Genomic DNA, 15,064 nt, shown 5'->3' with positions numbered 1-15,064 from the left:
GTCGTCGCTACCGCAGGAATGCCGCGGCGACACCGGCGTCGACGGGCACGTGCAGGCCGGTGGTGTGCGAGAAGTCGTCGGTGCAGATGGCGTAGACGGCGTTCGCGACGTTCTCGGGCACGACCTCGCGCTTCAGGATCGTGCGCTGCGCGTAGAACTTGCCGAGGTCCTGCTCCTCGATGCCGTACGTCTTGGCGCGGTTGGCGCCCCAGCCGCTCGCGAAGATGCCCGAGCCGCGCACGACCCCGTCGGGGTTGATGCCGTTGACGCGGACGCCGTGCTCACCGAGCTCGGCGGCGAGCAACCGCACCTGGTGGGCCTGGTCGGCCTTCGTGGCGGAGTAGGCGATGTTGTTCGGCCCGGCGAACACCGAGTTCTTCGACGAGATGTAGACGATGTCGCCGCCCAGGCCCTGCTCGATGAGCACCTTCGCGGCGGCCTTCGACACCAGGAACGACCCCTTCGCCATCACGTCGTGCTGCAGGTCCCAGTCCTGCTCGGTGGTCTCGAGCAGGCTCTTGGACAGCGACAGCCCCGCGTTGTTCACGACGAGGTCGAGGCCGCCGAAGTGCAGCAGCGTCTGCTGGATCGCCCGGTCGATCGCGGCGGCGTCCGTCACGTTCGCGGCGACGCCGATGGCCTGGTCGAGGCCGCCGATCTCGGCCGCCGCAGCGGTGGCCTTCTCGAGGTCGAGGTCGGCGATGACGACGGCGGCGCCCTCGGCCGCCAGGCGCTTCGCGATCGCCTTGCCGATGCCGGACGCTGCCCCGGTGACCAGGGCGATGCGCGTCGCGAGCTTCCTGGGCGCGGGCATCCGCTGCAGCTTCGCCTCTTCGAGGGCCCAGTACTCGATCCGGAACTTCTCGGCCTCGTCGATGGGGGCGTAAGTGCTGACCGACTCGGCACCGCGCATCACGTTGATCGCGTTCACGTAGAACTCCCCGGCGACCCGGGCGGTCTGGGCGTCCTTGCCGTACGAGAACATCCCGACGCCGGGGACCAGCACGATGAGCGGGTCGGCGCCGCGGATCGCGGGGGAGTCCGGCGTCCGGTGCCGGTCGTAGTAGGCCTGGTAGTCCGCGCGGTACTGCTCGTGCAGTTCGCGCAGGCGGGCGGTCTGCTCGTCGACGCTCGCCGAGGCCGGCAGGTCGAGGATGAGCGGCTTGACCTTGGTGCGCAGGAAGTGGTCCGGGCAGCTGGTGCCGAGGGCCGCGAGTGCTTCGGCGCGCTCGCTCGCCAGGAACTCGAGCACGACGTCGCTGTCGGTGAAGTGCCCGACGACCGGCTTGTCGTGCCCGGCGATGCCGCGGATCGTCGGGGCGAGGGCGGCGGCGCGTGCGCGACGTTCGTCGGTCGGCAGTGCTTCGAACCCCGCTCGGACGCCGCCGAACGGGTCCGCCTTGCCGTGCTCCGCGAGGTACCGCTCGGCGGTGTCGATGATCCAGCGCGAGTTGCCTTGCGCCTCGTCGCTCGTGTCGCCCCACGCGGTGATGCCGTGGCCGCCCAGGATCGTGCCGATCGCCTGCGGGTGGTCACGCTTGACGCCTGCGATGTCGAGCCCGAGCTGGAACCCGGGCCGGCGCCAGGCCACCCAGACGACCCGGTCGCCGAAGATCCGCTCGGTCAGGGCCGGACCGTCCGCCGCGGTGGCGATCGCGATGCCGGCGTCGGGGTGCAGGTGGTCGACGTGGGCGGCGTCGACGAGGGCGTGCATCGCGGTGTCGATCGACGGCGCGGCTCCGCCCTTGCCGTGCAGCGTGTAGTCGAAGGCGGCGACCATCTCGTCCTCGCGCTCCACCCCGGGGTAGACGTCCTGGAGGGCCCGGACGCGATCGACGCGCAGGACCGCGAGGCCCGCCGGGGTGAGGGTACCGAGGTCGCCCCCGGAGCCCTTCAGCCAGAGCAGCTCGACCGGTTCGCCCGTGACCGGGTCGGTGTCGGTGCCCTTGGCGGAGGTGTTCCCGCCCGCGTAGTTCGTGATCCGCGGATCCGAGCCGAGCGCGTTCGAGCGCGCGACCAGCGCCCGGATCGTGGTGTCTGCGTCGGTGCCGTGCGTTGCGGGGTCCACCCGTGCCTCCACTGTGTTCGTCATGTTCCTACGCGCCCCAGCCGGCCTGGACGCCGCCGACGCGGTCCGCCGCGATCGACTGCTGGTACCCGGACTCCAGGTAGGCGCGCATCGGGTTCGCCGGCAGCCCGCGGGACTCGCGCCACTCGGCCAGGTCCTTCCGGACGTCGGTCTGGTACGCGTCCATGAAGACCTCGTTCGCGCCGAGGACGTCGTGCGCCTCTTGTGCGGCGGTCAGTGCGACACGGTCGAGGAGCAGCGCGCGGGCCGTCATCTCCTGCACGTTGAGCACCGAGCGGATCTGGCCGGGGATCTTGTCCTCGACGTTGTGGCACTGGTCGAGCATGAATGCCACGTCGGGGTTGTCGTAGCCGCCGCCGCGGATGACCTCGACCAGGATCCGGAACAGCTGGAACGGGTCCGCGGCGCCCACGATCAGGTCGTCGTCGGCGTAGAAGCGCGAGTTGAAGTCGAAGGAACCGAGCTTGCCGAGACGCAGGAGCTGCATCACGATGAACTCGATGTTCGTGCCGGGGGCGTGGTGCCCGGTGTCGAGGCAGACCATCGCCTTCGGACCGAGTGCCGCCGTCTGCACGTAGCTCGTGCCCCAGTCGGGGACGTCCGTGTGGTAGAACGACGGCTCGAAGAACTTGTACTCGAGGACGAGCCGCTGGTCGCCACCGAGGCGGTCGTAGATCGTCGAGAGCGACTCGTGCAGGCGGTCCTGGCGGGAGCGCATGTCCTCTTGACCGGGGTAGTTCGAGCCCTCGGCGAGCCAGATCTTCAGGTCGCGGCTGCCGGTGGCGTCCATCACGTCGATGCAGCGCAGGTGGTGGTCGATCGCCTTCTGCCGGATCGTCTCGTCGACGTGGGTCAGGGCGCCGAACTTGTAGTCGTCGTCCTGGAACGTGTTCGAGTTGACGGTGCCGAGCGACACCCCGTGCTCCTCGGCGTGGCGCTTGAGGTCGGCGAAGTCGTCGACCAGGTCCCACGGGATGTGCAGTGCCACGGTCGGCGCGAGCCCGGTGTAGCGGTGCACCTGCGCGGCGTCGGCGATCTTCTCGTACGGGTCGCGCGGGGTACCCGGCGTGCTGAACACCTTGAAGCGGGTGCCGGAGTTGCCGAAGGCCCAGCTGGGCAGCTCGATCTGCTGTCGTGCCAGCTGGTCGGCGATGCCGGCGAAGCTCGGGGTCGATGTCATCGTGTCACTTCCTCGTGTGCGATTGAATCGTTTCATACAGTACGGCCCGCGGAGGTCTGCCGCAACCGTGGGGTGGTGGGCTGGTGGGGTGGTGCCGCAAAACACCGGTGTTCACGTGTTGAACACGCGCGTTCGGGGGTTCGACGCGCGAACACCGGTGTTTTGCGAGCCAGGCCCCTACGCGGCGGGGACCGCGGTGGGGGCGCGGAGGTCGTGCGTTCCGCCGCCGACCCGCTGCTCGGGCGCACCCGGCAGGCGCACCACGGCTGAGACGCCCTCGGGCACGGTCGCCCGGACGCGCAACTCCCCGTCGACGAGCTCCCACCGCACGGCGACGTGCCCGTGCACGGTGTCGAGCGAGGTCTCCGCCCACGTCAGTCCACCGCCCGGCTGCGGCGCGATCAGGACGGCCGAGTACCCCGGTGACAGCGGCGACAGGCCACCCACCACCCGGTGCATCCAGTCCGCCACGGCACCGAGTGCGTAGTGGTTGAACGAGGTCATCTCACCCGGGTTGATCGTGCCGTCCGGCAGCATCGAGTCCCACCGCTCCCACACCGTCGTCGCGCCCATCGTCACCGGGTACAGCCACGACGGGCACTCCGTCTGCAGCAGCAGCCGGTAGGCGTCCTCCAGGTGGCCCGTCTGCGTCAGCGCGTCGGTGATGAACGGGGTCCCGGCGAAGCCCGTCGAGATCCGGTACCCGGACGCCTCGACCAGCTCGGCGAGACGCTCGCCGGCCACGGCCTGCTCCTGCTCGGACAGGATCCCGAACACGATCGCCAGCGTGTACACCGTGGTCGCGTCCGACAGGATCCGCCCGTCGTCCTGCAGGTAGTGGGTGCGGAACCCGGCCTGGAGGCGCGTGGCGAGTTCCCGGAACTCCGCTGCTTGCGCCTCGTGGCCTCCCAACAGCTCCGCCGCGTCCGCCACGATCGTCGCGGACCGGTAGGCGCAGATCGTCGCGACGACGCCCTTGTCGGCCTTCGCGTCGGCCGGGGCCTCGGGCGGGGCGTCCGGGTCGAGCCAGTCGCCGAACTGGAACACGGTGTCCCACAGGTCCTCCGGGGACAGGTGGTCGCGGACCCGGCGCAGGTGTGCGGCCATCGAGTCGAACTGCTCCTCGAGCACCGCGGTGTCGCCGTACGCCTGGTACAGGGTCCACGGCACCCAGACGCCGGCGTCCGACCAGACGGCGGTCGCGTCGGGCGTGCCGAAGTCCTCGGCGGGGGAGTACTTCAGCACGTCCGGCACCACGAACGGGATGACCCCGTCGGCGTGCTGCTGCTCGAGCCAGACGTCGCGCAGCCAGTCGGCCAGGAACGTCCGCGTGTCGAACAGGTACGAGGCCGTCGGGGCGAACGCGGCGATGTCACCCGTCCAGCCGAGTCGCTCGTCGCGCTGCGGGCAGTCCGTCGGCACGCTCAGGAAGTTGCCCTGCATGCCCCGGACGACGTTGTCGTGGAAGGTGTTCAGCAGCTCGTGGCTCGACGCGAACGTGCCGGTGCGGGTGAGGTCCGACCCGACCTGCACGGCGGTGACCGCGGCGCGGAGTTCGTCGTGCGTGCCCGGCCAGCCGTCGACCTGCGCGTACCGGAACCCGTGGAACGTGAACCGGGGCTCGAACGTCTCGGGCTCGTCGTCACCGCGCAGGGTGAAGTGGTCCGTCGCCTTCGCGGTGCGCAAGGGGCGGGTGCCGAGCTCGTCGTGCTCGAGCACCTCGGCGTGCTGCAGGGTGAGCACGGTGCCGGCCGGGCCGGTCGCGGTGACCCGGAGCCACCCGACCAGGTTCACGCCGAAGTCGAGCAGGGTCGCTCCCGACGGGCTCGTCCAGATCGCCACCGGGGCGATCTCGGCGAGCGGGCGCACCGGCGGCACCGTGTCGGCGACGAGTTCGCGCTCGCCGATGTCGACCGTGTGCACCGTGCTCGTCCGCCCCCGGTGGCCGTCGACGCTCGGCACGGTGACCTCGCCGGGCGTCAGGAACGAGCCGTCGCGGAGTCGGGCGTCGATGTCCTGCCCGTCGTAGAGCTGGTCCGCGGTGATCGCGCTCGACAGGGCCTGCCAGTCGGTGTCGGTCGTGACGTGCTGCTCGTGCCCGTCGGCGAACGTGATCCGGAGTTCGGCGAACCCGGCACGCTCGTCGGTGTACCAGCCGCCACCGCCGCCCCAGGCCAGTCGTCCGGCGGCCCAGCCGTTGCCGACGACGAGCGCGAGCACGGCCGGCTGGCCGGGGAGGGTGTCGGACAGGTGCTCGGTGACGTCGTGCGAGACGACGCGGATGCGCCACTCGTAGCTCGTCCACCCCGGTTCGAGCAGGTGGTCGGAGACACGCTGCCCGCCGAGCCAGGCCTCGACGACGCCGAGGGCGCTGACGTCGAGGGTGGCGGCGGTCACGGCGCCGTGGCCGTCGTCGAGGGGGAACTCCCGACGCAGGATCGGGGCGCTGCCGAGGTCCGTGTCGGCCGCGATGAACGGTGCGGTCCAGGTGGTCATGTGGTGGTCCTTTCACGCGACCGGTCGTCGTCGACCGGTGCGGGGGTCGTGGGCCCGACCGTCCGCCCGGGTGGGCGGTGTGGCGGAGGCGGGTCGCGCCTCCAGGCCGGGGTGGGCGGTCAGCCCTTGACGGCGCCGCTGGTCATGCCGGCGACGATCTGACGGTTGAAGAAGACGTAGAGGATCAGCGGCGGGATCGTGATGAGCAGCACGTCGGTGAACAGCAGGTTGAGCTGGCTGACCGACTGGCTCTGGAACGCGTAGAGCGTCTGCTGCACCGTCGCGTTCTCGGACCCCGGCAGGAAGTACAGCGGGTTCGTGAAGTCGTTGAACACCGTCACCGACTGCACGAGCACGACCGTGATGATCACCGGCTTGAGCAGTGGCAGCACCACCCCGAAGAACAGGCGGATCGGGCCGGCGCCGTCGAGCACGGCGGCCTCGTCGAGCTCCTTCGGGATCGTCGCGACGAACGCCCGGAACAGCAGGATGCAGAACGACAGGCCGAAGGTCGCCTCGATGAGGATCATCCCGCCCATGGTCTTGAACAGGTTGAGCCCCTGCAGCACCCAGATGGTCGGCACGATCGCCGGCGGCACGATGAGCCCCGCCAGCACGAAGAAGTTGATCAGCCCGTTCCACTTGCTCGGCCGCCGCTGCAGGACGTACCCGACCATCGCGGAGAACACCACCATGACGGTGACGCTGCCGACCGTGAGGAGGGCGCTGTTCCAGAACGCGCGGAGGATCCCGCCGTCGCCGCTCTGGAACACCGCCTGCAGGTTCTGCCACAGCTGCCAGTCGCTCGGCAGGCTGAAGCCGAGCTGGTTCGCCTCGGCCGGGTTCTTCGCCGCCTGGAGCAGGACGAAGACGAACGGCACCAGGAACACGACGAAGCTGACGACGATGGCGATCGAGCCGATGATCCACCGGCGGGCACGCCCGGGGTGGCGGTTCCGGCTCGCCGGTGTCGGGCGGCGGCTGCCGGACGCCGGCGCGTGACCGGTCCCGGGGGTGGTGACGGCGGTCACAGTTCCGCCTCCTTGCGGTTGAGGAGCCACGAGATCGGCACCATGATCGCCGTGACGACGACGAACAGGACCACGTTGCCGGCGGTGGACAGGCCGTAGAACCCGGCCTGGTACTGCTTGTAGATCACGCTCGCGATCACGTCGCTGGTGAACCCCGGCCCACCGCCGGTCATCGCCCAGATCAGGTCGAACGACCGCAGGCCGCCGATGAGCGACAGGATGATGACCGTGCCCATCGCGGGGCGGGACAGCGGCAACGTGATGTTCCGGAAGATCGACCACGCGCTCGCGCCGTCGACCCGTGCCGCCTCGAAGTACTCCTGCGGGATCGCCACGATGCCGGCGATGAAGATGAGCGTCGCGATGCCGACGCCCTTCCAGACGTCCACCGCTGCGACGCTCCACAGTGCGAGCGCCGGGTCGGTCAGCCACCCGGGGGTGGGCAGGCCGACCGAACCCAGCACGCCGTTGATGATCCCGTGGAACGGGTCCATCAGCGCCTTGAACGTGATGCCGATGCCGATGGTCGACACGAGCACCGGGAAGAACACGACCGCCCGCAGGTAGCCGCGCCCCAGCACGGGCGACGTGAGGAGCAGGGCGAGGGCGAGTCCGAGGACCACCTTCGCCGCGCTCGTCACGAAGCCGTACTGGAAGGTGTGCACGAACCCGGAGACGAGCTGCGGGTCCTGGAAGAACCGGACGAAGTTGTCGAAGCCGATGAAGGTCTGGTCGAACAGCGTCCAGCGGGTGAGCGAGAAGTAGAACCCGGCGAAGGTCGGGACCGCGAAGAACACGACGTACAGCGCGATCGCGGGGATGAAGAACCACGCGGGGTAGAACGAGCGCATCCGCTTGCGCGCTGGTCCGGGGCGGCCGGCCTTGCGTGTTTGCGGCGGGGCCACCGCCGTCGTGAGGGTCGCGGTCACACCGATCACCAGCCCTTGATGCCGAGCTGCTGTGCCTGCTGGACGACGTCGTCGTCGTACTGGTCGGCGCCCTTGCTCGCGGTGGTGATGCCCGAGCCGACCTGCACGCAGATCTTCTCGAGGTTCGGGCCCTTGATCGGGGACAGGAACTCGAGCGCGGGGCTCGCCTTGCCGTCGTCCAGGTACTTCTGCAGGTCGTCGATCATCGGGGGCACGTCGTCCGGCAGCGAGCACGTCGAGATGACGTACGGGCCGGCGGGGGTGCCGGTGCCGTTCTGCACCTGGCAGCCCTCGGTGGAGTTCGCGAAGGCGATGAACTTCTTCGCCGCCGCCAGCTTGTCACCCGTGGTCGTCTTCGGGATGTACAGGCCGTTCGGCTCCCAGATCGTCAGGTTCGTGTCCGCGGCGTCCTCGGCCGGCAGGGCGAACGCGCCGATGTCGTCGACGGCGTCGGGGGAGTCCTGCTGGATCGCGGAGATCGCGTTCGTGAGCATCGGGTACTGCGCGCCGGTGCCGTCGGCCAGCATCTTCAGGCCGTTCGCCTGCGTGGCCGAGGCGTAGTCCTCGTTGTAGAGGTCCTTGTCCTTGCCCTCGGCGAGGTGCTGGAACCCGGCGAGAGCGGGTTCGTCGGCGTAGGACTCCTTGTTGGCGGTGTAGTCGTCCGCCCACTTCTCGTCCTGTGCGGTGATGTTCGCGAAGTCGCCGAGGACGAACAGCTGGCTGGTCCAGGTGTCGCCGTAGGTCTGGATGATCGGGGCGACGTCGCCGGCGTCCTTGATCTTCTCGCTGTTGCTGATGAACTCGTCCCACGTGGTCGGGACCTTGAGGCCGAGGTCGTCGTAGACCTTCGTGTTGTAGAGCACCGCACCGCCGAAGCTCGTGCCGAACGGGGCGCCGTACATGCCCTTGTCGGTGCTGACGACCTTGGTGAACTGCGGGTCGACGTCGCCCGCCCACTTCTCGTCGGACAGGTCCACCAGGGTGTTGTCCGGGTTGAGGGCCTGCATGAGCGAGCCGGAGTTGTAGTTGAAGACGTCGGCGGCCTCGCCGGTCGACAGGCGGGTCTTGATCAGGTTGTCGCCGTCGGTGCCCTGGGGTCGGGTGTCGAACTTGACGGTGATGTCAGGGTTGGCCTTCTCGAAGGCCTCGATGAGCGGCTTCGCGGTGGCCGCGGTGGCCGGGGCGTTGTCGGCCTGGTAAGTGATCTCGACCTTGCCGCCGCCTTCGTCGGCGGAGCCGCCGGACGAGCACGCTGCGAGCCCGCCGATCAGGACCGTTGCGCCGCCGATGGCGATCGCGCGCTTGGTCACGGAACGAACTGACATTCCTTACCTCCTCGTAAGGCCCGGGGCTGGGGTACCCCGGGTGAAACGGACCCGGATCCCGCGCCGTCGCGGGGTCCGGTTACTGCGTTTTAGAACGTTTCAATCAGGATGGAACCACGCGGATTGAAGCGTGTCAATCGCTGTGCCGATTTCGTTACGCGATCCCGCAGCTCGCTCGCTCGTCCATTCGTTCGTTCGCTCGCTTGCTCGCTTGTCCATTCGTCTGGTGCGAGGTTCCACACTCCGTGACGGGCTCGCGGGCTCGCGGGCTCGCACGGAGTGCGGAACCTCGCACCGAGCCGACGCGCGGTGCTGCACCGTGCGGTGGTCGCGCCGCCCGCCGGCCGGGAGGCCCGTGCCGGCCCCGCCCCGCGCCTCCCGTCCGGTGCCCGGTCGCGTCCGCGGGCCCGCGTCGCCTCGTGCGCGCCGGCGCGCCGGCCCGTGGCCCGCTCCCGCTGCCCGCACCGCCCGTGCGCGCCGGCGCGCCGGCCCGTGGCCCGCTGCCCGTGGCCCGCCGCCCGTGGCCCGCGAAGGCGACAGCGCGCCGCCGAACGTTCGCGCCGATCTGTCGCTCTGGCGGACCGGACGGTGTGGCCACCTGCGGATGTGTCGCTCTCGCGGGTTGGTCCGCCGCCGGTCAGGCCTCGGTGCGCCTCGGGTCGCTCGACGTGATCGTGCCCCCGACGGCGGCCGCGGCGGCTGCTGCGGCCGCGCCCTCGCGACCGAGCGTGCTCTCGCGCGGCACCAGCTCGCTGCCGAGCACGACGGTCCGGTGCACGTGCATCGGGTCGGTGAGTTCCTCGAGCAGCAGTTCCACCGCAGCCGCACCCATCTCCGAGCCGTGCATCGTCACCGAGGTCAGCGGCACCGCACCGCCCCACGCCACGGAGTTGTGGTCGCAGCCCGACACGGGGATGTCCTCGGGAACGCGGATCCCGGCGGCCCGGAGCTCGGAGACGACGGCCATCGCGAGCAGGTCGGTCACACCCAGTACCCCGTCGGGGCGTTCGTCCTCGGGCATCCGGGCGATGTGGAGCCCGGCGTCGGTGCCACCCGGCGGGTCGATGTCCCCGGCGTCGACGTCGACGAGCTCGACCCCGGGGTGCGCCGCGACGGCCCGCAGCACGCCGGCCCGTCGTCGGTCGACGGGCTGCAGGTCCGGACGGGCGCTCACGAACCCGATGCGTCGGCAGCCGCGGTCGATCAGGTGCTCGGCCGCCAGGAACCCGGCCTGCTCGTTGTCCACGACCACCGCGCACGCGTCGAGTTCGGTCGGTTCGTAGTTGACGTACACGACGGGCCGGCCGTGGCGCCGCGCGACCTCGACCTGGTCGCGGGACTCCGTCATCGAGGCGAGCAGGATCCCCGACACCCGGGCGCTCTCGAGGTAGGCGAGGTGTTCGCCCTGCGCCTGCAGGTCGTCCTCGCTGCTGGCGATCAGCAGGGTGAAGCCGCGTTCCCGTGCGGCCAGCTGTGCGCCGTTGACCATGTCGCTGAACAGGGAGTTCCGCAGCGACATCACCACCAGGCCGATCGCGCGCGTGCTGCCGGACACCAGCGCCCGGGCGTTGCGGTTCGGCGTGTACCCGAGCGCGTCGATCGCGTCACGCACGCGTGCGGCGGTCGCGTCGGCGACCCGCTCGGGGTGGTTCAGGACGTTCGAGACGGTCGCGAGCGAGACCCCGGCCCGGGCTGCGACGTGGTGCACGCTCGGCGGACCGTCGCGCCGGGGGACATGCACCATGCTCCGATCGTAGGCGGCGGGGGAGCCGTATCCGGACCGCGCCCTAGGCGTCGGCGACGGAGGACTGCCGCACCACGAGCTCCGGTGTGAACTCCACGTGCTCGAGGTCGATGTCCTGCCCCTGCTCGACCTGCTTCGTCAGGAGTTCGATCGCGCGGCGACCGAGGTCCTGCGCGGGCTGCCGCACCGACGTCAGCGGGACCACGGCGGACTCGGCGAACGCGATGTCGTCGTAGCCGACGATGGCGATCTGCTCGGGCACCGCGATGGTGCCGCGCATGATGAAAGCCTGTTCGAGCCCGACGGCGAGCAGGTCGTTGGCGGCGAAGACGGCGTCCGGGCGTTCGGCGGCCGGCCGTGCCTGGATCGCTTCGCCGATGCGGCGCCCCTCGAGCACGGACAGCGAGGTGGTCGGCAGGGCTTCGAGCCGGATGCCCGCGGCCTGTGCGGCGGCGAGTGCCCCGGCGTGCCGGTCGGCGACCTGGCGGATGCCGAACGGGCCGCCGACGAAGGCGATGTGGGTGCGGCCGATCGCCGCGAGGTGCTCGACCGCGATGCGACCACCGGCGATGTCGTCGACCGAGACCGAGGCGAAGTGCTCGTCGTCGGCGCGGCGGTCCACCAGCACCACGGCGGTGCCCTGGTCACGCAGCCGCGCGAGGCGGGACAGGTCGTCGCCGGCGGGGGAGATCAGGAGTCCGGCGACACGGCGTTCCTCGAACAGGTCGACGTAGGTGCGTTCGCGGTCGGTCGACTCGTCGGAGTTGCCGATCAGCACCGCGAGGCCGTTGTCCATCGCGGCGTCCTCGGCACCCCGGGCGACGTCGGTGAAGAACGGGTTGCCGCCGTCGAGCACGATGAGCCCGACGGTGGAGCTGCGCCCGGCCCGGAGCTGCCGCGCGGAGTCGTTGCGGACGAACCCGAGCGTCGCGATCGCCGACTGCACGCGTTCCACCGTGCCGGGAGCGACCTTGTCAGGGCGGTTCAGCACGTTCGACACCGTGCCGAGGGACACGCCCGCGAGCGCTGCCACCTCTCGCACGCTGACCGCCATGTGGCCATCCTGGCATCGGTGCGGTCCGCGCGGTCGGCCCGCGCCGTGATCTGTGGAAAACGCGGACGGGAGGCGCGGGGCGGGCCGGTGCCGGGCCTTCCGTCCGTGGGGTGGTCGCGTCGACTGCCCGCGCACGGTGCGAGGCGTGAGGCTGGTGCGATGCGCGCGGCTGGTGCGAGCCGCGCGGCCGGTGCGAGGTTCCGCACTCGGTGCGGGGTGGAAAGGCTCGCACGGAGTGCGGAACCTCGCACGGGGCGAACGCCCCCTCGCACGGTGCGAGGCGCAACCTCGCGTGGGGCGAACGCCCCCTCGCACGGTGCGAGGAGCAGCCGTGCGAACCCGCTCTTGCCAGCGCGCACACGGGAGCGCTATCGTCCTCGTCGTCCCGTTGAAACGATTCACCGACGAACACGCGAACGGAGGACCAATGGCGGTCCGCATCGGAGCCCGGAACACCACGGGCTGGAAGGCCACCGTCTCGGTGGCCATGTCGAACTACATCGAGTCGGGGTCGATCATCGCGATCGCCACGAGCCTCAGCCTGTGGCAGGCGGAGTTCCGGATCGGCGACCTCGAGGTCGGCCTGCTCGCGAGCCTGTCCGCGAACGCCTTCGGTGCCGCCGTCGGCGCGATCGTCGGCGGACCGCTGTGCGACCGGTACGGCCGGAAGTTCATCTACACGTACGACCTGCTCCTGTACATGCTCGGCATCCTGCTCGCGGTGTTCGCCGGCAGCTACGGCATGCTCCTGGTCGGCTTCATCCTGACCGGCATCGCCGTCGGTGCGGGCGTCCCGGCGAGCTGGACCTACATCGCCGAGCAGGCCCCCGCGGACAAGCGTGCGGCCCACGTCGGCACGGCACAGCTCGCGTGGTCGATCGGGCCGATGGTCGGGTTCGCCCTGGCGATCGCCGCCGCCCCGCTCGGCCTGCTCGGCAGCCGCCTCATCTTCGCCCACCTGTTCGTCGTCGCCGCGATCGTGTGGTGGCTCCGCCGCGGGCTGCCCGAGTCGGCGATCTGGAAGGACGAGCGCGCGGCCACCGGCACGGCGAACTTCTTCCACGGGATCACGCAGCTGTTCAGCCGCCGGAAGAACCTGACCGCGATGCTGTTCCTGTTCGGCGTCTACGCGCTCTGGAACACCGTCGCCGGGCAGGCCGGCATCTTCCAGCCCCGGGTGTACGCGGCGACCGGGGTCACGAGCGTCACCGAGCAGTACGGACTGCAGATCCTGGTCTGGGGCTGCACGGTGGCCGCGACGTACTTCGGCTTCATGCGGTACGCCGACCGGGTCAGCCGCCGCGCGCTCTACGCCGCCGGTGCCGTGCTGGCGATCATCGCGTGGGCCGTGCTCATCTACGCGCCCGCCAACCTCGGCACCCTGCTGTTCTTCGCCGTGGCGTGGGGCATCTCGTCGGGCATCGGCGCGCAGGCGTTCTACGGCCTGTGGACGAGCGAGCTCTTCGCCACCCGGTACCGCGCCAGCGCCCAGGGCGTGCTGTTCCTGGCTGCCCGCGTCATGGTCGGACTGCTGAGCATCTGGTTCCCGCTGCTGCTGTCGGACATCGGGCTGCGGGCTCTCGGCGGCCTGATCCTCGGGCTGCTCGCGCTGTCGTTCTTGGTCGGCACGATCTGGGCACCGCGCACCCAGGGCAAGACCCTCGAGGCGATCGAAGCCGAGCGCTACGGCACCGTCACCACGGTCACCGGGACGGTCCGCACCGCCGACGAGCGCACCGTCCACGACGCCGAGCAGCGTCGCCGCGAACAGGCCGGCCGGTGACCCGCGTCTGCTTCCGGCTGCAGGTGCAGGTCGAGCTGCTCGACGCCTACCGCGAGCGGCACGCCGCCGTGTGGCCGGCGATGCTCCGGGCGATCGCGGCGGCGGGGCGGCGGAACTACTCGCTGTTCCTCGACGACGACGGGCTGCTCATCGGGTACTACGAGACGGACTCGGTGGCCGATGCGGACGCCGCGCTCGCCGCGTCCGAGGTGGCCACGGCGTGGGAGGCGCACATGCAGGACCTCTTCGCCGGGGCCACCGGGCGCGCCGACCAGACGGCGCGGGTGCTGCCCGAGGTGTTCAACCTCGAGGACCAGCTGGCCGCAGCACCGGACTGACGGCCGGACGCGGACTTCGTGAGCAGGAATGGTCGGGTCCGCTGGCGCGACCCGACCATTCCTGCTCACCAAGCGCCCGCAGCACCGGACTGACGGGGGCCGTGGCTACCGTGGACGCATGCAGCCGCCAGCAGCCGGGACCCTCCGCATCCTCCACCTCTCCGACACCCACCTGACCGGCGACGGAGCCCTGCACCAGGGCGCGGTCGACACCACGGCCGCGCTCGAACGGCTGCTCGCCCACGTCGACCAGGTGCCCGGCATCGGGCTGGTGGTCGTCTCCGGCGACGTCTCCGAGGACGGCACCCCCGAGTCCTACGCGACCGTGCGGGACCGGGTCGGCGGCTGGGCGGAGCGGCACGGTGCAGCCTTCGTCGCGGTCCCCGGCAACCACGACCTGCGCGAGGGGTTCCGGCAGGTCCTGGCGAACGGGCACGTCCTGGGCCAGGGCGGCACGGCGCTGATGCACACGATGGAGTACCTGCCGCCGACGGTGCCGGTCTCCGGGCAGTCGGTCGTCGCCGGGCGCCGGATCGTGACCGTCGACACGAGTGTCCCGGGTGCCGGGTACGGCGAGCTCAGCGACGCGGCGCTCGAGCACCTGCGCACAGCCCTGGCCGAAGACGCCCGCAGCGGCCCGGACGACGCCCCGCACGGCACCGTCGTCGTCCTGCACCACCCGCCGCTGCCCGCCCCGACCGAGCTGCACGAGGCCCTCCGCCTGCAGAACCCCGAGGCGCTCGCCGACGTCATCCGTGGTTCCGACGTGCGGGTCGTCCTCGCCGGCCACTACCACCACCACTTCGCCGGGTCGCTCGCCGGCGGCCCGGTCCTCGTCGCCCCCGGTGTCGCGAACGACACCGACGTCGTCGGGCCGTACGACGAGGAATCGGCCGTCGTCGACAGCGGCGCACTCGTCGTCGACGTCGCCGCGGACGGCTCCGTCTGGTCGACACCGGTCCGCGTGCCCCGGGGCGACGCCGACCCGCGGGCGTTCCGCCTCGACCCCGAGACGGTCCGCGCCGTCATCGCGGCCGCCGGCAAGCACTGAGCCCGGTCCCCACGCGCGGTGGACGCGCGTGACGACGGACTGGA

Annotated in this window: 11 protein-coding genes; 3 read left to right on the top strand and 8 right to left on the bottom strand. The window is 70.9% G+C overall.

What is annotated here, in order from left to right; translation table 11 throughout:
• Positions 1–7 precede the first annotated feature (7 nt).
• From BIU89_RS15015 to BIU89_RS14980, 8 genes are all read right to left on the bottom strand, one after another.
• Complete coding sequence (locus BIU89_RS15015; RefSeq protein WP_083404402.1) at positions 8–2,092, bottom strand: bifunctional rhamnulose-1-phosphate aldolase/short-chain dehydrogenase; 2,085 nt, start codon at positions 2,090–2,092, stop codon at positions 8–10.
• A 4-nt stretch (positions 2,093–2,096) separates the two neighbouring features.
• Positions 2,097–3,269, bottom strand: a complete 1,173-nt coding sequence (gene rhaI / locus BIU89_RS15010) for an L-rhamnose isomerase (protein WP_071247733.1) — start codon at positions 3,267–3,269, stop codon at positions 2,097–2,099.
• Between the two features lie 177 nt (positions 3,270–3,446).
• Positions 3,447–5,765 carry a family 78 glycoside hydrolase catalytic domain gene (locus BIU89_RS15005; protein ID WP_071247730.1) on the bottom strand — a complete coding sequence of 773 codons (2,319 nt, stop codon included), beginning with the start codon at positions 5,763–5,765 and terminating at the stop codon, positions 3,447–3,449.
• Positions 5,766–5,884: 119 nt separating this feature from the next.
• Complete coding sequence (locus BIU89_RS15000; RefSeq protein ID WP_071247941.1) at positions 5,885–6,691, bottom strand: carbohydrate ABC transporter permease; 807 nt, start codon at positions 6,689–6,691, stop codon at positions 5,885–5,887.
• Positions 6,692–6,792: 101 nt separating this feature from the next.
• On the bottom strand, positions 6,793–7,725 hold the full coding sequence (locus BIU89_RS14995; protein WP_241660435.1) for a carbohydrate ABC transporter permease: 933 nt from the start codon (positions 7,723–7,725) through the stop codon (positions 6,793–6,795).
• Between the two features lie 5 nt (positions 7,726–7,730).
• Positions 7,731–9,050 carry an ABC transporter substrate-binding protein gene (locus BIU89_RS14990; RefSeq protein ID WP_071247727.1) on the bottom strand — a complete coding sequence of 440 codons (1,320 nt, stop codon included), beginning with the start codon at positions 9,048–9,050 and terminating at the stop codon, positions 7,731–7,733.
• 637 nt (positions 9,051–9,687) lie between these two features.
• A complete protein-coding gene (locus tag BIU89_RS14985; RefSeq protein WP_071247724.1) occupies positions 9,688–10,794 on the bottom strand; it encodes a LacI family DNA-binding transcriptional regulator in 1,107 nt (368 codons plus the stop codon).
• 43 nt (positions 10,795–10,837) lie between these two features.
• On the bottom strand, positions 10,838–11,848 hold the full coding sequence (locus tag BIU89_RS14980) for a LacI family DNA-binding transcriptional regulator (RefSeq protein ID WP_071247721.1): 1,011 nt from the start codon (positions 11,846–11,848) through the stop codon (positions 10,838–10,840).
• A 427-nt stretch (positions 11,849–12,275) separates the two neighbouring features.
• Here BIU89_RS14980 and BIU89_RS14975 point away from each other — a divergent pair, with 427 nt between their 5' ends.
• The 3 genes from BIU89_RS14975 (at position 12,276) to BIU89_RS14965 (ending at position 15,020) form a co-directional block, all read left to right on the top strand.
• The gene (locus BIU89_RS14975) at positions 12,276–13,631 is read left to right on the top strand and encodes an MFS transporter (protein WP_071247718.1); all 1,356 of its coding nucleotides are present in this window, start codon (positions 12,276–12,278) and stop codon (positions 13,629–13,631) included.
• Positions 13,628–13,969: an L-rhamnose mutarotase gene (locus BIU89_RS14970; protein ID WP_071247715.1), complete on the top strand. Its 342-nt coding sequence runs from the start codon at positions 13,628–13,630 to the stop codon at positions 13,967–13,969. The genes BIU89_RS14975 and BIU89_RS14970 overlap by 4 nt, the downstream gene beginning before the upstream one ends.
• Positions 13,970–14,087: 118 nt before the next feature.
• Positions 14,088–15,020 carry a metallophosphoesterase gene (locus BIU89_RS14965; RefSeq protein WP_071247712.1) on the top strand — a complete coding sequence of 311 codons (933 nt, stop codon included), beginning with the start codon at positions 14,088–14,090 and terminating at the stop codon, positions 15,018–15,020.
• The last annotated feature ends 44 nt before the right edge of the window (positions 15,021–15,064 follow it).

It is taken from the genome of Curtobacterium sp. MCBA15_005 (genome assembly GCF_001864855.1).
GTDB lineage: Bacteria > Actinomycetota > Actinomycetes > Actinomycetales > Microbacteriaceae > Curtobacterium > Curtobacterium flaccumfaciens.
This window is presented reverse-complemented; position numbering and strand designations above follow the sequence as displayed.

What these genes read in the sequence shown, in the direction of transcription:
- rhaI (WP_071247733.1), bottom strand. Translation starts at nt 3,269, where the DNA reads ATGACATCGACCCCGAGCTTCGCCGGCATCGCCGACCAGCTGGCACGA.
- BIU89_RS14985 (WP_071247724.1), bottom strand. Translation starts at nt 10,794, where the DNA reads ATGGTGCATGTCCCCCGGCGCGACGGTCCGCCGAGCGTGCACCACGTC.
- BIU89_RS14975 (WP_071247718.1), top strand. Translation starts at nt 12,276, where the DNA reads ATGGCGGTCCGCATCGGAGCCCGGAACACCACGGGCTGGAAGGCCACC.
- BIU89_RS14980 (WP_071247721.1), bottom strand. Translation starts at nt 11,848, where the DNA reads ATGGCGGTCAGCGTGCGAGAGGTGGCAGCGCTCGCGGGCGTGTCCCTC.
- BIU89_RS15005 (WP_071247730.1), bottom strand. Translation starts at nt 5,765, where the DNA reads ATGACCACCTGGACCGCACCGTTCATCGCGGCCGACACGGACCTCGGC.
- BIU89_RS14990 (WP_071247727.1), bottom strand. Translation starts at nt 9,050, where the DNA reads ATGTCAGTTCGTTCCGTGACCAAGCGCGCGATCGCCATCGGCGGCGCA.
- BIU89_RS14965 (WP_071247712.1), top strand. Translation starts at nt 14,088, where the DNA reads ATGCAGCCGCCAGCAGCCGGGACCCTCCGCATCCTCCACCTCTCCGAC.
- BIU89_RS15015 (WP_083404402.1), bottom strand. Translation starts at nt 2,092, where the DNA reads ATGACGAACACAGTGGAGGCACGGGTGGACCCCGCAACGCACGGCACC.